Raw genomic sequence first — 15,124 nt, 5'->3', positions numbered from 1 at the left:
ATATAAAATATTAGAATGTAAAAAAGGAGGACATATGATTTCTAAAAAAATGTCTAAGGCATTAAATGATCAGCTTAAAAATGAATTATTTTCATCTTATCTTTATCTGTCGATGTCATCATGGGCCACATCAAAAGGTTTAAAAGGTTTTGCAAACTGGTTTTACGTTCAGGCGAAAGAGGAGATGGTGCATGCTCTCAAATTCTATAATTATATACTTGATCAGGGGGAATTTGCAGAATTACAGGAGATACCAAAACCAGAAAAAGACTTCAAAAATCCTGTAAATGTATTCGAAGAGGTCTTAAAACATGAAAAATTTATCACAAAATCGATCTACAATTTAGTAGACCTCGCCCTTGAAGAAAGGGATCACGCCACCAATGCATTTCTACAATGGTTTGTAACAGAGCAGGTGGAAGAAGAAGCATCCGTAAACGAGATTTTAGATCAATTAAAACTTACAAAATCCGATGGTAATGGTATATTTATGATTGATAAAGAGCTTGCCACCCGCACTTTTGTACTACCAGCCGGGGTTACTATATAATTAAGATAAAAAATGTCTTAAAAAACAACTTGACTTTTTGCAAAAATTGAATAAAATATAATTATTAAAATTAAAAATAGGAGGTAGAAGATGAGTTTAGTATCAAAAACAGCACCAACGTTTGAAGCAGATGCCGTATCAAACAAACAATTTGTAAAAGTGAATTTAGAGGATTACAAAGGTAAGTGGGTGGTACTTTTCTTTTATCCATTGGACTTTACTTTTGTTTGTCCCACAGAAATTACAGCTTTAAGCGATGCGGTGGAAGAATTTAGAAAAAGAAATTGTGAAATTATTGGTGTTTCAACAGATAGTAAATTTTCCCACCTTGCCTGGATTAATCAGCCAAGATCCGAAGGTGGCCTTGGTGATATAGCTTATCCACTTGTGGCAGATTTCACTAAAAAGATTTCTGAAGATTACGGAGTACTTCTCCCTGATGGGATGGCTCTGAGGGCTACATTTATAATCGATCCTGAAGGTAAAGTTCAGTTTGAGCTGATCCACGACTTAGGTATAGGTAGAAATGTTGATGAGATATTAAGAAGCCTTGATGCTTTGCAGTACGTGAGAACTTACGGCGAAGTTTGCCCTGCCGGCTGGAGACCTGGTATGGATACAATGAAACCAGATCCAGAAAAGATGAAAGAGTATTTCAAAAAGAATCCAAAAGGCCATCAGTAATACAAATTAAGCGGGGTTCAAACCCCGCTTTTTTTTATTTGGATGTGGGCTTAAGGATATAAATTGCTTTAGGCCCGTTGAATATCCGGGCAGATTCCATAATATCTTTTAGTGATACATTCTTAATCCCATCAATATATTTACTAAAATAATCACTGCCAAGTCCTAAATTATAAAAGAATGCATTGTACCAGGCAACCTTTCCATTTGTTTGAGCTTCAGACAATATTTTACCTAAAATGTAATTTTTATTCGATGTTAAATCATCTTCTGTCACATAATATTTTATATTCTTATTAATCTTATCCATTATATCAATGGCATCAGGGGCATTTTCATACTGCAACCCTATGTATGCCACAAATCTTGAACTGCATAATCTTGATGCATAGTAGGAACCAACTGAGTAAGCATACCCCTTCTCTTTCCTTAAAATATTAAAATATTTAGAACTCATACCACCACCTAAAATATCAGCAAGAAGTTTTATGGCAAGATAATCTTTACTGGATGCTGATGGGGCGGTGTAAGAAAGAAATAGCTTTGCCTGCTTTATCCTGTCATACTCCTCCTCCACAAATATATCTTTTGATATATGAGCCCCTTCACATGATATCTTGTATTTCGATTCTTTTTTTGGGATCCTTTCAAAAATATCTATAAGTCTGTTTAAAAATTGATCAGAATAATTCCCCGCCACAGATAAAATAACATCATCAGAATTCATCATATCTTGATAATACCTGATGAGATCCTCTTTAGTAAGCTTCGAAACAGATTCCAGAGTACCCAACAAACTCATACCGTATGCAAAGTCTCCGTAAGTCGCCTTATTGAAACCATCTCCGGCAACAGAATTAGCATTATCTCTGATGCTCTTTATACGATTGATCTGTATATTTTTTTCTATATCAAAAATCTTTTTATCAAAATCTGGATTTAAAATAAATTTCTCCAATTCATCCATAATATTCGTTGAAAATTCAGATATTATAGATAGATTCACCTCGCCGTAATCGTAAGAGACGGAGCTATTTATCAAGCCACCATAAAACTCTATTTTTTCCAATATAGAATTACTTTTTAACCATACGGAATTAAAAAGCTCACCTATACCATTGTTATTATGATCTTCTCTAAAAACACCACCTTTGATAAAAATAGTCACAGCTACAGTATTTGTATAATCTCTCTTTTCAGTAATCAGTGTCACACCATTTTTAAGCATCCTATGCTCTCCTGCGTAAATATTAGAAAAAATAGAAAAAAATATGAAAAACACCAGCAAAGCTCTCATATATTACCTCGGAATAGATATTATTAATATTGAATAATAAGTCAATGAAAAAGTTCAAACCTTTTTAAACCTAACAATCCTTCCATCGATGTAGATCCTGTCATTTACAATAAGATCTATGGCCCTGCTATAAATGATATGTTCTTTTTGAAGAATCCTGGCAGACAGTGCTTCCACAGTATCATCCTCTAATACCTCCACAACCTCCTGAAGTATAATTGCCCCATGATCAACCTTCTCATCCACAAAATGTACAGTGCATCCGGTATACTTGACCCCATATTCAAGTGCCTGTCTCTGGGCATCAAGTCCAGGAAAAGCAGGTAAAAGGGAAGGATGTATATTAATTATCTTATTTGGAAAACTCTCCACAAAAAATTTCGTGATGATACGCATATACCCTGCAAGACAAACAAGGTCGATCTTTTCTTTTTTTAATAGCTCCACTATAGCTCTATCGTACTGCTCTCTATCCGAATAATCTTTCGGATTAAGGTAAATAGCATTTAAACCAGACTCTCTGGCATAAGTTAAGCCTGGTGCATCATGTTTATTGCTTATAACTAAAACAATCTCAGCATTTTTTATAACACCTGATTGAATATTTTCGTAAATCTTTATGAAATTGCTCCCCCTACCGCTGAGCAATACAGCTAATTTCTTCAAAAATCCACCCCTTGAATACGTATCTTATTAATACCTGTTACTTCACCTATCACTGAAGCATCCTCACCAAGTAGTTTGATATAATTTACAAGCTCATCAGCAATAGATTTATCGACTACGAGAACAAATCCCACTCCCATATTGAAAACCCTAAAAAGCTCCTTATCATCAACTATATTCAGTGATCTAATATATTCAAAAATCTCCAGCTTGTGAAATCTTTCCGGATAGATATCCGCCCCCAGACCATTTTTTATGACTCTTGGCAGGTTGTCGTAAAAACCACCACCGGTAATATGCACCATACCTTTTACAGGATACCTCTGCAAAATCGACAGAACAAGCTTTACATATATCTTTGTGGGAGAAAGTAGCACTTCTCCGAGGCTTCTATCATTAAACAATTTATCATCTATTTTCATATTTAAATGTTCAAAAAAAAGTTTCCTAACAAGTGAGAAACCGTTGCTATGAAGCCCTGATGACTTTACCCCCACCAGAATATCCCCTTCTTTTATACTTTCACCATTTACGACATTCTTTCTATCAACAATCCCCACACAAAAACCAGCAAGATCAAATTCACCTTCCGCATACATTCCGGGCATCTCCGCTGTTTCACCCCCTAAGAGGGCAACAGAAGACTGAAAACATCCGTCAGTTATCCCTTTGATAACATCCACCATTTTATCCGCCGATAATTTACCCGTAGCTATATAATCCAGAAAAAATAGCGGTCTAGCTCCGGTGACAATTATATCATTCACACACATTGCCACAAGATCTATGCCAACTGTATCATATTTATTCATCATAAAAGCTATCTTTAGTTTGGTTCCAACCCCATCAGTGGATGATACAAGCATAGGTTCAGCCATATCCTTTGCAAAACCTATATTATAAAACCCTGCAAATCCACCGATATTTTCCGGAACATTTTCATCCAGAGTTCTGGCCACAAGTTTTTTTATCTTTTCAACGAAGAGATTACCTTCGTCTATATTAACACCAGAAGAGGAATAATCTAATTTTTCTCTAACCATTATTTATCCATAGATTTAATTTTTTCTATTTCAGATAATATGAGTCTTTCCGCAAGCTCCGGAACGATCTCCCATACTGCTTTTTCAAGACTCTTTGCAAGTACATCTTTGATGACAGATTTTACAAAATCCTCATTAATGATTTCAGATATAATAGACTTAATTTTTTCATCATTGATGGTTGGATATTGTGCAGACAACTCAGGTTCAGAAGTTTTTGGGGAGGTATCATCATCAACACCTTTAGGTTGTTCCAATTCAAGATCCTGTTTTAAAAGATCAGAATCAGATTTCAGTGGGGTTTCTATTATAGCTCCACTATAATTCTCCTCGTCTAAAACATCTGGAATCTTTATATCAATAGCTTCTTCCAATTTTAGTTCTTCGTCTTTCAAGACAGTCTCTTCTTTTGTCAAAACTTCTTCAGATTCTGGAGATCCATCTTTTACCTCATCTACACCAGAATTTATATTATCTAAAATAAGATCCTCAAGGATATCAGACTTATCTAATTTCACAGATGTAATATCTTTTTCTATATCCTCGATAGATAAAAGCTCTTCGCTTTCTTTGTTTTCATCTTTTAAAAGCGCAGAAGCATCAAGCTCCTCCAGCCCCGAAAAGATATCCTCAACATTATCTTCTTCCGTTTTTTCTATATCTTCAAGCTGCAATTCTTCATTTTTTTCAGATTTTACATCACCTGAAACCGTCTTATCAACCTCTAAAACAGGCTCATCAAGATCTATCTTAAGGTCTGTTTCTTCAAATATCTCATTTTCCTTAGGCTCTTTGGCTAATTCATCGAAACCGACGTCCTCACTTATCTTGGACATGAGCTCTTCCACAGCAGCATCTTTCTCCTCTACTGGAGAAACAACTATATCTTCATTTTCATTTTGTGGCAGTAGATTTACAAGCTTATCCTCAAGGGACTGTGAGCTAAAAGGCTTAACCAGAAAGTCATCACATCCATACTGCATCAGTTTAGATTCGTCAAAATCATCAAAAGCCCCCACCAAGAGAATCACCCTGGCACCATACGTACTCTTAAGCTCTTTAACAAAAGATGCTACATTCACCCCTTCAAGCTTATTATCGAGCAAAACAACTCCCGGATTAAATTTCTTTATTTTATTTATTGCATCTTCGTATGTAAAAGCTTTTTCCACCTCAAACCTATCACTCTCAAGAGAAAGGTCTATTACCCTGTGTATGGTAATACTATCATCCACCAGCATTATCCTATTTTTCATAGGCAACCTCTAAAATTTTTTTAGCATCAATTAAATAGCTATCCTCATAATTTGAAATCTTAACTACACCCCTAATGTATTCTAACATAAAATTTTCATTTTTGTAAGTGGAAATTTCGTCATTTTTTATTAATTTTAATATTTTATCCACAAGAAGCCCCACAACTCTACCATCTTTACCAATAAAAATTATATCTTCTCCAGATCTACTGTTTGATTTATCGTACAATGTTCTAAAATCTATTACCTTAATATCGTCCAGCTGATCTTTGACTTTTTCATATTGCTCCACCAAAACAACATGATCAATTTCAACACAAAATAATTTATCATCAACTTGAAATAGTAGTTTTTCCAAACAGAGCCTCCCTTATTTTATGAGCTATTTCATCCTCGTCGAAAGGCTTCATGATAAAATCATTGGCCCCCAGCTCCAGAGCTTTATTTCTATGCTTATCTGTTGCCCTCGAGGTAACAACAAATATAGGGGTTGTATGATCGAGCATTTCAGACCTGATATTATTTATAAGCTCATATCCATTCATCAAAGGCATCTCAAGATCAGTTATGATAAGGTCAAATTTTCTCTCCCTAAGCTTATTGATAGCCGCCACACCATCCGTGGCCTCTTCATAATAAAAACCCATCCCATCAAGAAGCTTACAGATATACTTTCTTATACTTAAAGAATCATCAACTATTAGAATACTATTAGGCTTGTACTCAATCTTATTATCTTTTATAGAAATATTTTTCTCTTCAATCTTGATATTTTGGGATAAATTACCCTCTATTAAGTTAGAGGGATCTATTATCAAGGCAATCTGTCCGTAGGCATTTATAGTAGCCCCAGAGTATCTCTTAAAATTCTTCAAAGCACTTGGAAGGGGTTTTGTTACAGTCACAACCTTATCTAAAACCTCATCAACTACCACAATATACTTATCAACTCTATAGAATAGAACCAATGCAGGCTGGCCACTGGTAAACTTACCATTATTCGTTTGTTTTATTAAAACACCCAGATCAAAAATGTTTAAATCTTCCTTTTGCAAGCTATATTTTAAATCTCCAGATTTTTGTTTTAACATATCAGTATTGATTGTAATTATAGAGCTGATGTAGATTATAGGGACGGCAAAAAGCTGATTATTTTCTTTTATGTATAAATACTCCCCTATTACATCTCTCATAGGTATAGTAATAGAAATTTTAGTCCCCTTACCTCGTTCGGAATGTATTTTTACATTTCCACCTAATCGTTCCACAGACTCTTTTACCACATCAAGCCCTACTCCCCTACCAGAAATATCACTAACATTCGTTTTTGTAGTGAAACCTGGCAAAAACAAAAGTTCCATCAATTTGTCGGCCCTCATATTCTGGGCTTCATATTCCGAAAGAACCCCCTTTTCAATCGCTTTCTTCCTTACAGAGGTAAGATCTACACCAGCACCATCATCTTCCACTTCAAAAACTAAAAAATTTTCATGCCTCTGGGCCCTTAATATAATGGTGCCAACCTCATCTTTCCCAGCAGCCAATCTTATATTACTATCTTCAATACCATGAGAAACAGCATTTCTGACTATATGTAAAAATGATTCCCTCAACACATCAAAAACAGATTGATCCACAGAAAGTTTTTCTCCGGTAAACAAGATTTTAATCTTCTTATTTTCCGCTGCAGCTGCTGTTTTAGCCGTCATTATTGCATTATTGAACAAACGATCAACAGATATCATCCTTATGGATGTTATATCTCTTCTCAGCCTATCGAGCAGCCTGTTGGAGCTATTTAAGTCCTCCCGAAAATCTGTTAGTATTTCAACAATATCTTTATAAGAAAGAGTAATATCATTTACAATTTCCATAAGCTGCCTGGAATAGATATTAAAAATATCGTACCTATCAAGTTCCGCAAGGGAAAACTCATCCGCCAGATCAGAATCCGCCTGATTTTCCTGCTTATAAAGATAAGAATAACTAAAATTTTGCTCCACAACGTTAGACAAATTCTGAAGTCTATTTGTGGCATAATTAAGATCTTCAAATCGATCCATGATTAGTTTTATCTTGCTATCTTCGATATTTTTGTAGGTAATCAATTCCCCTATAAGATTCACCAAAAAATCTACCTGAGATAACTTTAAATGGGCGAAGTGTTCTGCTTTATCCACTTTTGATATTTTAGCAAAAGTTTCATCAGCTTTTTTAAGGATCTCCATTCTACTGGTTTGTTTCTCTACTTTTTCCAGCTTTTCCGGAGTATTAATATCAACAGTAGATGCCTCCTGACGATTTAAATTTTCATCACTTTCATAACTTATTTCATCAGACTCTTTTATTATTTGATTTAAACGATTCGAAAACTCAAGTTTGAGATCATCTGAGATATCATCAGAGGTAGTTTTTAGATGATTAAAAAGATCTTCCACAAAAAAGATAACTCTATTAATGAGATTTTTACTAAACTTTTTCACCCCTATACGCATCAACTCAAAAAGATTCTCAAGCTGGTGGGCCAATTTAGAGACATTATTAAAGCCCACCATTGCTGCAGAACCTTTTATCGTATGAGCACTTCTAAATATTTCATCAATTGTCGACCAGTTTTCATTATCAATTGAAAGTGTTTGAAGTCCATTTAGTATAACTTCAAAATGTTCTTCACTCTCAATCTTAAAAAACTCTACAAGACTCTTTCTATCTATATTGGCCATTATTTTTCCACTTTAAATTTATCAACAGCCTCTTTAAACATCTCCGAAAGCTGTGAAAGTGTAGCTATAATTCTGTTTGTATTTTTAACATCCTCCACAGTCTTTTCTGATATTTCTCTAACATATTTGATTGTCTCTGCCACAGATTCAGCCTCTTTTGCCTGAGTAGCAATACCTTCAGCCATTTCTGATACGGCATCAGATGAAGAGATAAGAACGGTATTTATGTTTTTAATCGAATCACCCGTCTTCTCTATAATACCAGAACTAACTTCGATATTAACAGTACTTTCCTCCACGAGTCTAACCGTCTCAGCAGTCTCACTTTGTATCGATTTTATAAGGTCTGCGATCTCTTTAGTTGCCTTGCTACTTCTTTCCGCAAGTTTCCTGATCTCATCAGCAACCACAGAGAAACCCTGTCCATATTCACCTGCCCTTGCCGCTTCTATGGCAGCATTAAGAGCCAGTATATTTGTCTGGTTAGAAATATCAGAAATAACACCTGTGATATCACCAATTGCCAGAGATTTCTCCCCAAGCGCTTTCACTTTTTTACTTGCCATCTGAGAAAACCTTTTAACGTTAAACATAGCATCAACGGTATTATCAAGCAATTCAAGAGACTTAGACGCATTTATTGAAGCATCCCTAATTATTTCAACAGTTTTCTGCGCCATTTCGTTAAGCTTTAAACTAAGCTCTTTAAATCTCTCAATTTTTGAATCCGCATCTTTTAATTCATCGATCTGTATCTGTGCCCCTTTGCTTGTCTGCTCAGCTGAAAGGAGAAGCTTTTCCGTAGCATCCACAATTGAACTACCAGCAGTCTTAATGTCATTAATCAACGATCTCATGTTTTCCGTCATCATATTGAACGCATCCGCAACAGAACCAAGCTCATCTGCGGTTACCTCCGCCTGTGCTGTAAGATCACCATCAGCAGCATTTGAAACAACCTCAAGCAATGAAATTACCTGTTTTTGCATTCTATCAATATCTTCCTGCGTCTGAATATACTTTGTAATCCTATCAAGCATTTCGTTAAAACCTTTACTTAATTGACCAAATTCATTATCCACTTCGACTTTTGCCCGTATATCGTAATTCCCCTCCATAACTTTCTCCATCGTTACCGAAAGATCTTTTAGTGGGAATAAAGTTTTTCTGAGGTAAATTATACTAAAAAGGATAATTATTAACACGAATGCAGAAGTGAGTGCAATAGCAATAAACTTACCCCGCTCTATAGTGGCAAGAACATAATTTTTATTTTTAAGCATCCCAATTAACATTGGCAGCCTGTTAATTTCAAACTTAGCGAATGAACATATAAACTCATTCCCTTTATATGTTATCACACCCTCATATTTATCAGTATTAGCAAGCTTAGTTTTTATTTGATCAAAAATCTCTTTAAATTGTTTTTCTTCACCCACCAATGACTTATCACCATATATAGGAGAAATGAGCAAAACACCATCTTTATCAAAGATCATTGGAAAACCAACATTTTCAAGAGATTTCTCTCCGGTATGGCATGATGCACATGCTGTTTCAGCTTTATGATTTTTATGCCTTGTAAAAACGCTATTCACATTTACTAAAAGCTTGTGTCCATCCACCAAGGCTATCAAAACTCCCTTAACTACATTATCTTTCACGACAGGAGTATAATAAACAAAATATGGGAAATCTTTTGTTAAATAAGGCTCCACATAAGCCACACCAGGCTTTAACGTATCTATGTCTATTAAAATCTCTTTAAGATCAGGTAGCTTTTGCTGAATACGTGAAACTAATGAAATAATATTATAATCCATACCGGCAAGGGCAAGTAATTCAAATTCTGGAGTCATGTTCAATCTCTTTTTAAAAAGAGCTCCACTTCCCGTATCTTTTTTTAGGACAGCATCTTCAATAAAAATAGGACTGGAAGCCATCATTAAAATCTTATCTTTTATTGGTATATCTTTGGTTTTTACAATAGAATCCTGGAAAGTAAGTATCCTTGTGGCAAGATCATCGTAAACAAATGCAATCTGCTTCTTTTTTGATTGAAAATAAATTATATAACCAGAGATAAAAGACGCAAGAAAAATAATAAGTATTACAAAAATTATAAACTTTGTTACTATGCTTTTCCGGGAAACCTTTTGTGCCATACTTTACTCCTTATCATTTTTACTAAAAATAAATTCCAAATCTAAAATACTCAGTTTATCCCCTTCAAAATCAACACCATATCCCGATACAAAATCATCACCACTTAAAATCTCGTTTTCATCATAAATTGAAACTATATCTTTTACTTCATCCACAAACAACCCAATAGTTCCATCCTGAAAAGAAAGAACTACCACTGCACTCTTTTCAGATTTCCATACCGTTTGAATGTTGAGCATATATCTTACATCATAAACAGGTATTATGTTGTTTCTTAAGTTCATCAGTCCCAACAAAAATATGTTACTATCAGGCACAGGGTAAAATTCCAAAGGCTCAGAAATCTCCAAAACCAGTGGCAAATCTATCAAAAAAAACAAGCCGCCCACTTTAAATCTAAGAAACCTCATGAAAGGTTTCCTGGTTTGGTAAACTGGCTCCCCTTTGGACTTTTTTATTAAAATATCTTTTATCATTTTAAAAATTTCTTAACGGCGGATATAATCTGCTCTTCACTCACAGGCTTCACAAGATAGTCATCTGCCCCTTGTTTCATACCCCAAAATTTATCACTATCCTGCCCTTTCGAAGTTATCAAAATTACGGGAATATTTTTAGTAAAATCATCTTTTTTGATATCCCTGCATATCTGAAAACCATTTTTCCCCGGCATAACAACATCTAAAAGTATACAATCAAACTTTTCGGCTTTCAGTTTTCCAATGGCTTTCTCTCCGTCTTCTACGGTTACAACCTCATGCCCTTCACCAACCAAAATCTTCCTAATAAATTCCCTTTCAGTAATACTATCGTCAGCTACCAATATCTTAGCCATACACTACCCCTATAATTTTATAGTTATGTAATTAGTCATTAACAAAGCACCAAGAAGGTTTTTGACAAATCTTTTATTATTACCAAAAAATGTCAAAATCTTACCCAGAGAGTTTTCCCCATTACATAAACCCAATAATCTTTTCTCAAAGTCTGTCAACATACTTGTGTCCTTTTTACTATTATAATATGGTATAATATTAAAATCAAATAGCAATTTGTTTATCTCTATCTGTTCTTCAATAAACTTTTTATAAAGTTTAGAAAGATTATCTGTATGAACCCAAGATTTTAAAGAAAAATCCTTATCTATATCAAACTTATTTACATAATAGTTATATTGTTCGAGTGTTAATGCATCATTTAAAAGCTCCATCATATAGTTTATAAATGTTCTTTTTATAATCTCATCAGAAAAGTTCAATTCTTTCAACTGCTCATATAGCTCCCTAGAAGTTTTAACTTCAAGAAGACATACATTGAAAACATCCTGACATAGCTCAAAAAGATCAGCAATTTTGTCATCCCCCCTGAATCCATAAGCCATAACTCCATTATCAAAATAAAAAGTAAATACCGATTGAGAGTTAAAAATAACAAGCTCACCGGCACCATCAGAGATAATTTCTTTTATCTTATCTATATTTAGGTTATCACCTTTATGATCGCTAATCATATAAGCCGTTTCTAATCTTAAATATTTTTCTATATATTCTCTTACAAAAGGAATGATGCTTTTTTCTATTTTACTAACTATAATATCGATGGCAGAGGCTGAGGAGGATGGTTCTTCCTGTTTTATAGGTTTACCTTCGGTAAGATCAGGGACAATATCTTTAAATAGTTCCTCCGTTTCATCCTTTTTAATATTCAGTATCTTCTGAATCTTGTCTATAAGCTCTTCCGGTTGAAAAGGTTTTGCGATATAATCGATCTTTGTGAAACGCTCTGTAAATTTTTCCCCCACATCTTCCGCTTTACTTGTAATTAACAAAATTGGAATTTCATCAATCCCCATCTCCTCTCTCAAAATTTTACAGAATTGGAAACCGTTAAGTTTCGGCATTACAAAATCAAGAAGTATAATATCAGGCCTAAATTCTTTTGCCAGCTCTAACCCAGTCACACCTGAATCCGCCAATTTTAATTCATATTCCCCTTCATTGAAAATCATTTTAAAAAGTCTATGCATTGTTGGACTGTCATCTATGGCTAATATCTTATACATGAATAAAACCTCCAAATTAAAATGTTATCTATCTCCTCCTCTTGGGGGATATACACATAAGCAAAACCCTCTATTGCATAACTACCGTCATACCTAATAGATAACCGCAAACAGCAACTTCACTGTCATCATTTACGTCCAAACATTCTTTTGGCACCATATCAATTATTGAATAAAAGTATTTTTCTAAATTATATAGCACATTACAGGCTTTGTCAAATTATATTTTTATTTTTTTCATTTTCGTAAACATTTTCAAAAAGAAAGTCTCTCAAAAAATTTACCTCATCTAACGATTCATCCCTCCAAGATTGTGTCTTAAATAAGCTACAATATCAGCCAACCTTACCACCTGTCCTTCTTAGGTAGATGAAAATTTAAACTTATCAAATATAGCCCATTTCTTTTTTGAGTCCTTCAAGATCCTTTCTACAACCTCTTTGCTAAAATTTAACATTTATTATCGTCGTGTTATCGTCTTGAATTTCTCTTCTATTTTAAGATACACCGGATATGGAACAAAACATGAAACATCACCACCAAGCGAAGCGATCTCCCTAATCATACTGGAACTCAAAAATATGTATTTACTACTTGGCATCAAAAACACAGTCTCGCACTCTGGATACATTTTCCTATTCATAAGCGCCAGTTGCAATTCAAATTCAAAATCTGACACAGCTCTCAAACCTCTTAATATGATATTTATGTTATTTTCTTTCATAAAATGGATTAAAAGATTTGAAAAAGGGACTACCGAAACATTTTCAAGAGATTTTAATGATTCCTTGGCCATTTCAACTCTATCCTCAATTGAAAAAAGAGGTTGTTTTCTCTTATTTTCAGCTATAGCCACCACAAGATGCTTAAACATTCTGGAACCTCTTTCTATAATATCAAGGTGTCCATTTGTCATAGGATCAAATGTACCAGGGTATAAAGCCTTCATCATCACCTCCTCATCTTTCTTATACTATCCAGCAGATATGTCAATAAAAATCTTGCATTTTTATCAAAATATCCTATCATAAAAATATGAGATAAGGAGGATACTATGGATATAGAAAAAGCATTGAAATCAAGGAGATCTATCAATTTTTTTGATCAGAATCACACAATATCAGATGAGGAAATAAACTCTATACTGGAACTTGCCAATTACACACCTTCCTCAATGAACCTTCAGCCCTGGAAAATTATTGTCGTAAAATCTTTTGATATAAAAAATAAGCTTAGAGAAGCATGCTTCAATCAGTCAAAAGTCTCTGAAGCCTCATGTAATTTTGTTGTGGTAGCAGATCCTCATGCACTGGAGGAAAATATAGACGATGTACTAAAAAGCTGGGTTGATCTCGGTTATATTACGGAAGAAACCGCATCAAACTACAAAAATATGGCTTTGGGGCTTTATGAAACACAGGACTCTTTAAAAAGAAAGATCTTTGCTGTCAAAAATAGCTCTTTTTATGCTATGTCTCTGATGTACGCAGCTATGGCAATTGGATATGAAACCCACCCGATGGATGGTTTTGATGAAAATAAAGTTAAGACTCTCCTTAATCTGCCCGAATATGTAATTATCCCCGTGATCATTGCCTGTGGCAAATTTAAAAAAGACGCTGTTTTGTTACCAAGGGCTTTCAGAAGAAACGTAGAGAAATTTTCAAAAATCATATAATAGAGGGTGGATAAACCACCCTCTATAAAAAAAGCTTTTATAGAAATTGTCAATATTTCTTTAAAATCTCCACTTTTACAGACTTTTTACCTTCCTCAACCTTCTTATCCAGAATACTTTTAAGTTTATCCATTCTGAGTTTACCTTCGATATGTTTGGAAACTTCCTCATAAGTATAAGTTTTAGCTGGCCTTTTTTCAGTCACCTTTACTATATGATAGCCGTATTGCGTTTTAAAAGGCTCACTGTACTTCCCTACAGGTGTTGAGAATGCAACATTTTCAAACTCTTTCACCATAGCACCTCTTGGGAAAAAACCTAAGTCACCACCATTTGCAGCAGAACCATCCTGAGAATATTTCTTGGCAAGTTCCTCAAAGCTCTTTCCAGATTTTAGTTCTTTATAAATCGCATCTATTTTACTCTTTGCATCTTTATCATTCTGCTTATCATCCACTTTGATTAGTATATGGCTTGCTTTCACCATCTCTGGATCCTTGAAGATATCTTTGTTATTTTGGTAGAAATCCTTTTTTTCCTGCTCTGTAATCTTAATATCCTTTGTAATACTATTTACATAGTTTTCAAGTATTAAATTCTTTTTAATCTTCTCTTTGACCTCTTTTTCATTTGTTCCGGCACTCTTCATTGCATTTTCAAAATCTTTTGGATCTTTATACTTCTTTTTTAAATTTTCATAAGATTCAGAAGTTTTTTTGTCTATATCCTTAGGGATAGATTTCATGGCAAGGGTTAGCAAAATCTCTCTTTGAACAAGATTTTTTACAATATCATTTTTCACTTCCGCAACTTTTGGGTTATTTTGATCAATCGTTTTGGGATCGATACCCTGTTTCATAACAATATCATTTAAAATAATATTCACCTCTTTTTCAGAGATATTCACCTTTCCAACTTTTGCAACCGTCACATCTGCCGCAAAAATAGAGACAGCAAAAAGAAACATAAACAAAAATAACAGTACTCTCATAGAAACTC

General features: G+C 34.3%; 16 protein-coding genes. 3 read left to right on the top strand and 13 right to left on the bottom strand.

Features of this window, described 5'->3' with window-relative positions; translation table 11 throughout:
- Positions 1-34: 34 nt before the first annotated feature.
- Both ACP5Q2_RS02505 and ACP5Q2_RS02500 read left to right on the top strand, forming a co-directional pair.
- Positions 35-550, top strand: coding sequence for a ferritin (locus tag ACP5Q2_RS02505; RefSeq protein WP_428096880.1), 516 nt, complete (start codon positions 35-37; stop codon positions 548-550).
- Positions 551-640: 90 nt separating this feature from the next.
- Positions 641-1,234: a peroxiredoxin gene (locus ACP5Q2_RS02500; protein WP_428096878.1), complete on the top strand. Its 594-nt coding sequence runs from the start codon at positions 641-643 to the stop codon at positions 1,232-1,234.
- 34 nt (positions 1,235-1,268) lie between these two features.
- On the opposite strand, the gene ACP5Q2_RS02495 is transcribed toward ACP5Q2_RS02500, so the two are convergent.
- The 12 genes from ACP5Q2_RS02495 to coaD form a co-directional block, all read right to left on the bottom strand.
- Positions 1,269-2,531 (bottom strand): M16 family metallopeptidase, encoded by a 1,263-nt coding sequence (locus ACP5Q2_RS02495; protein ID WP_424605982.1) that lies wholly within the window; start codon positions 2,529-2,531, stop codon positions 1,269-1,271.
- Positions 2,532-2,585: 54 nt separating this feature from the next.
- Positions 2,586-3,197, bottom strand: a complete 612-nt coding sequence (gene purN, locus ACP5Q2_RS02490) for a phosphoribosylglycinamide formyltransferase (RefSeq protein ID WP_428096874.1) — start codon at positions 3,195-3,197, stop codon at positions 2,586-2,588.
- Complete coding sequence (gene purM, locus ACP5Q2_RS02485) at positions 3,194-4,240, bottom strand: phosphoribosylformylglycinamidine cyclo-ligase (RefSeq protein WP_428096871.1); 1,047 nt, start codon at positions 4,238-4,240, stop codon at positions 3,194-3,196. The genes purN and purM overlap by 4 nt, the downstream gene beginning before the upstream one ends.
- On the bottom strand, positions 4,240-5,496 hold the full coding sequence (locus ACP5Q2_RS02480) for a response regulator (RefSeq protein WP_428096868.1): 1,257 nt from the start codon (positions 5,494-5,496) through the stop codon (positions 4,240-4,242). Before ACP5Q2_RS02480 ends, purM begins: the two co-directional genes overlap by 1 nt.
- Positions 5,486-5,854, bottom strand: a complete 369-nt coding sequence (locus ACP5Q2_RS02475; protein WP_428096866.1) for a hypothetical protein — start codon at positions 5,852-5,854, stop codon at positions 5,486-5,488. The genes ACP5Q2_RS02480 and ACP5Q2_RS02475 overlap by 11 nt, the downstream gene beginning before the upstream one ends.
- Positions 5,829-8,219 carry a hybrid sensor histidine kinase/response regulator gene (locus ACP5Q2_RS02470; RefSeq protein WP_428096863.1) on the bottom strand — a complete coding sequence of 797 codons (2,391 nt, stop codon included), beginning with the start codon at positions 8,217-8,219 and terminating at the stop codon, positions 5,829-5,831. Before ACP5Q2_RS02470 ends, ACP5Q2_RS02475 begins: the two co-directional genes overlap by 26 nt.
- Positions 8,219-10,384, bottom strand: coding sequence for a methyl-accepting chemotaxis protein (locus ACP5Q2_RS02465; RefSeq protein ID WP_428096860.1), 2,166 nt, complete (start codon positions 10,382-10,384; stop codon positions 8,219-8,221). The genes ACP5Q2_RS02470 and ACP5Q2_RS02465 overlap by 1 nt, the downstream gene beginning before the upstream one ends.
- A 3-nt stretch (positions 10,385-10,387) precedes the next feature.
- Complete coding sequence (locus ACP5Q2_RS02460; protein WP_428096857.1) at positions 10,388-10,795, bottom strand: chemotaxis protein CheW; 408 nt, start codon at positions 10,793-10,795, stop codon at positions 10,388-10,390.
- A gap of 62 nt (positions 10,796-10,857) precedes the next feature.
- Complete coding sequence (locus tag ACP5Q2_RS02455) at positions 10,858-11,220, bottom strand: response regulator transcription factor (RefSeq protein WP_424605990.1); 363 nt, start codon at positions 11,218-11,220, stop codon at positions 10,858-10,860.
- A 9-nt stretch (positions 11,221-11,229) separates the two neighbouring features.
- Positions 11,230-12,447 carry a response regulator gene (locus ACP5Q2_RS02450; RefSeq protein ID WP_428096854.1) on the bottom strand — a complete coding sequence of 406 codons (1,218 nt, stop codon included), beginning with the start codon at positions 12,445-12,447 and terminating at the stop codon, positions 11,230-11,232.
- Between the two features lie 70 nt (positions 12,448-12,517).
- Positions 12,518-12,649, bottom strand: a complete 132-nt coding sequence (locus ACP5Q2_RS02445; RefSeq protein ID WP_428096852.1) for a hypothetical protein — start codon at positions 12,647-12,649, stop codon at positions 12,518-12,520.
- A 258-nt stretch (positions 12,650-12,907) separates the two neighbouring features.
- Complete coding sequence (gene coaD, locus ACP5Q2_RS02440) at positions 12,908-13,399, bottom strand: pantetheine-phosphate adenylyltransferase (RefSeq protein WP_424605993.1); 492 nt, start codon at positions 13,397-13,399, stop codon at positions 12,908-12,910.
- Between the two features lie 102 nt (positions 13,400-13,501).
- Between coaD and ACP5Q2_RS02435 the strand changes: the two genes are divergently transcribed.
- Positions 13,502-14,125 (top strand): nitroreductase family protein, encoded by a 624-nt coding sequence (locus ACP5Q2_RS02435; protein WP_424605994.1) that lies wholly within the window; start codon positions 13,502-13,504, stop codon positions 14,123-14,125.
- A gap of 49 nt (positions 14,126-14,174) precedes the next feature.
- On the opposite strand, the gene ACP5Q2_RS02430 is transcribed toward ACP5Q2_RS02435, so the two are convergent.
- Positions 14,175-15,116: a peptidylprolyl isomerase gene (locus tag ACP5Q2_RS02430; RefSeq protein ID WP_424605995.1), complete on the bottom strand. Its 942-nt coding sequence runs from the start codon at positions 15,114-15,116 to the stop codon at positions 14,175-14,177.
- Positions 15,117-15,124 lie beyond the last annotated feature (8 nt).

It is taken from the genome of Calditerrivibrio sp. (assembly GCF_049968475.1).
Lineage (GTDB): Bacteria > Chrysiogenota > Deferribacteres > Deferribacterales > Calditerrivibrionaceae > Calditerrivibrio > Calditerrivibrio nitroreducens_A.
This window is presented reverse-complemented; position numbering and strand designations above follow the sequence as displayed.

Excerpts from the sequence above, each read along its gene's own strand:
- ACP5Q2_RS02505 (WP_428096880.1), top strand. The coding sequence starts at position 35 with ATGATTTCTAAAAAAATGTCTAAGGCATTAAATGATCAGCTTAAAAAT.
- ACP5Q2_RS02500 (WP_428096878.1), top strand. The coding sequence starts at position 641 with ATGAGTTTAGTATCAAAAACAGCACCAACGTTTGAAGCAGATGCCGTA.
- ACP5Q2_RS02495 (WP_424605982.1), bottom strand. The coding sequence starts at position 2,531 with ATGAGAGCTTTGCTGGTGTTTTTCATATTTTTTTCTATTTTTTCTAAT.
- purM (WP_428096871.1), bottom strand. The coding sequence starts at position 4,240 with ATGGTTAGAGAAAAATTAGATTATTCCTCTTCTGGTGTTAATATAGAC.
- ACP5Q2_RS02480 (WP_428096868.1), bottom strand. The coding sequence starts at position 5,496 with ATGAAAAATAGGATAATGCTGGTGGATGATAGTATTACCATACACAGG.
- ACP5Q2_RS02470 (WP_428096863.1), bottom strand. The coding sequence starts at position 8,219 with ATGGCCAATATAGATAGAAAGAGTCTTGTAGAGTTTTTTAAGATTGAG.
- ACP5Q2_RS02465 (WP_428096860.1), bottom strand. The coding sequence starts at position 10,384 with ATGGCACAAAAGGTTTCCCGGAAAAGCATAGTAACAAAGTTTATAATT.
- ACP5Q2_RS02460 (WP_428096857.1), bottom strand. The coding sequence starts at position 10,795 with ATGAGGTTTCTTAGATTTAAAGTGGGCGGCTTGTTTTTTTTGATAGAT.
- ACP5Q2_RS02455 (WP_424605990.1), bottom strand. The coding sequence starts at position 11,220 with ATGGCTAAGATATTGGTAGCTGACGATAGTATTACTGAAAGGGAATTT.
- ACP5Q2_RS02450 (WP_428096854.1), bottom strand. The coding sequence starts at position 12,447 with ATGTATAAGATATTAGCCATAGATGACAGTCCAACAATGCATAGACTT.
- coaD (WP_424605993.1), bottom strand. The coding sequence starts at position 13,399 with ATGATGAAGGCTTTATACCCTGGTACATTTGATCCTATGACAAATGGA.
- ACP5Q2_RS02435 (WP_424605994.1), top strand. The coding sequence starts at position 13,502 with ATGGATATAGAAAAAGCATTGAAATCAAGGAGATCTATCAATTTTTTT.
- ACP5Q2_RS02430 (WP_424605995.1), bottom strand. The coding sequence starts at position 15,116 with ATGAGAGTACTGTTATTTTTGTTTATGTTTCTTTTTGCTGTCTCTATT.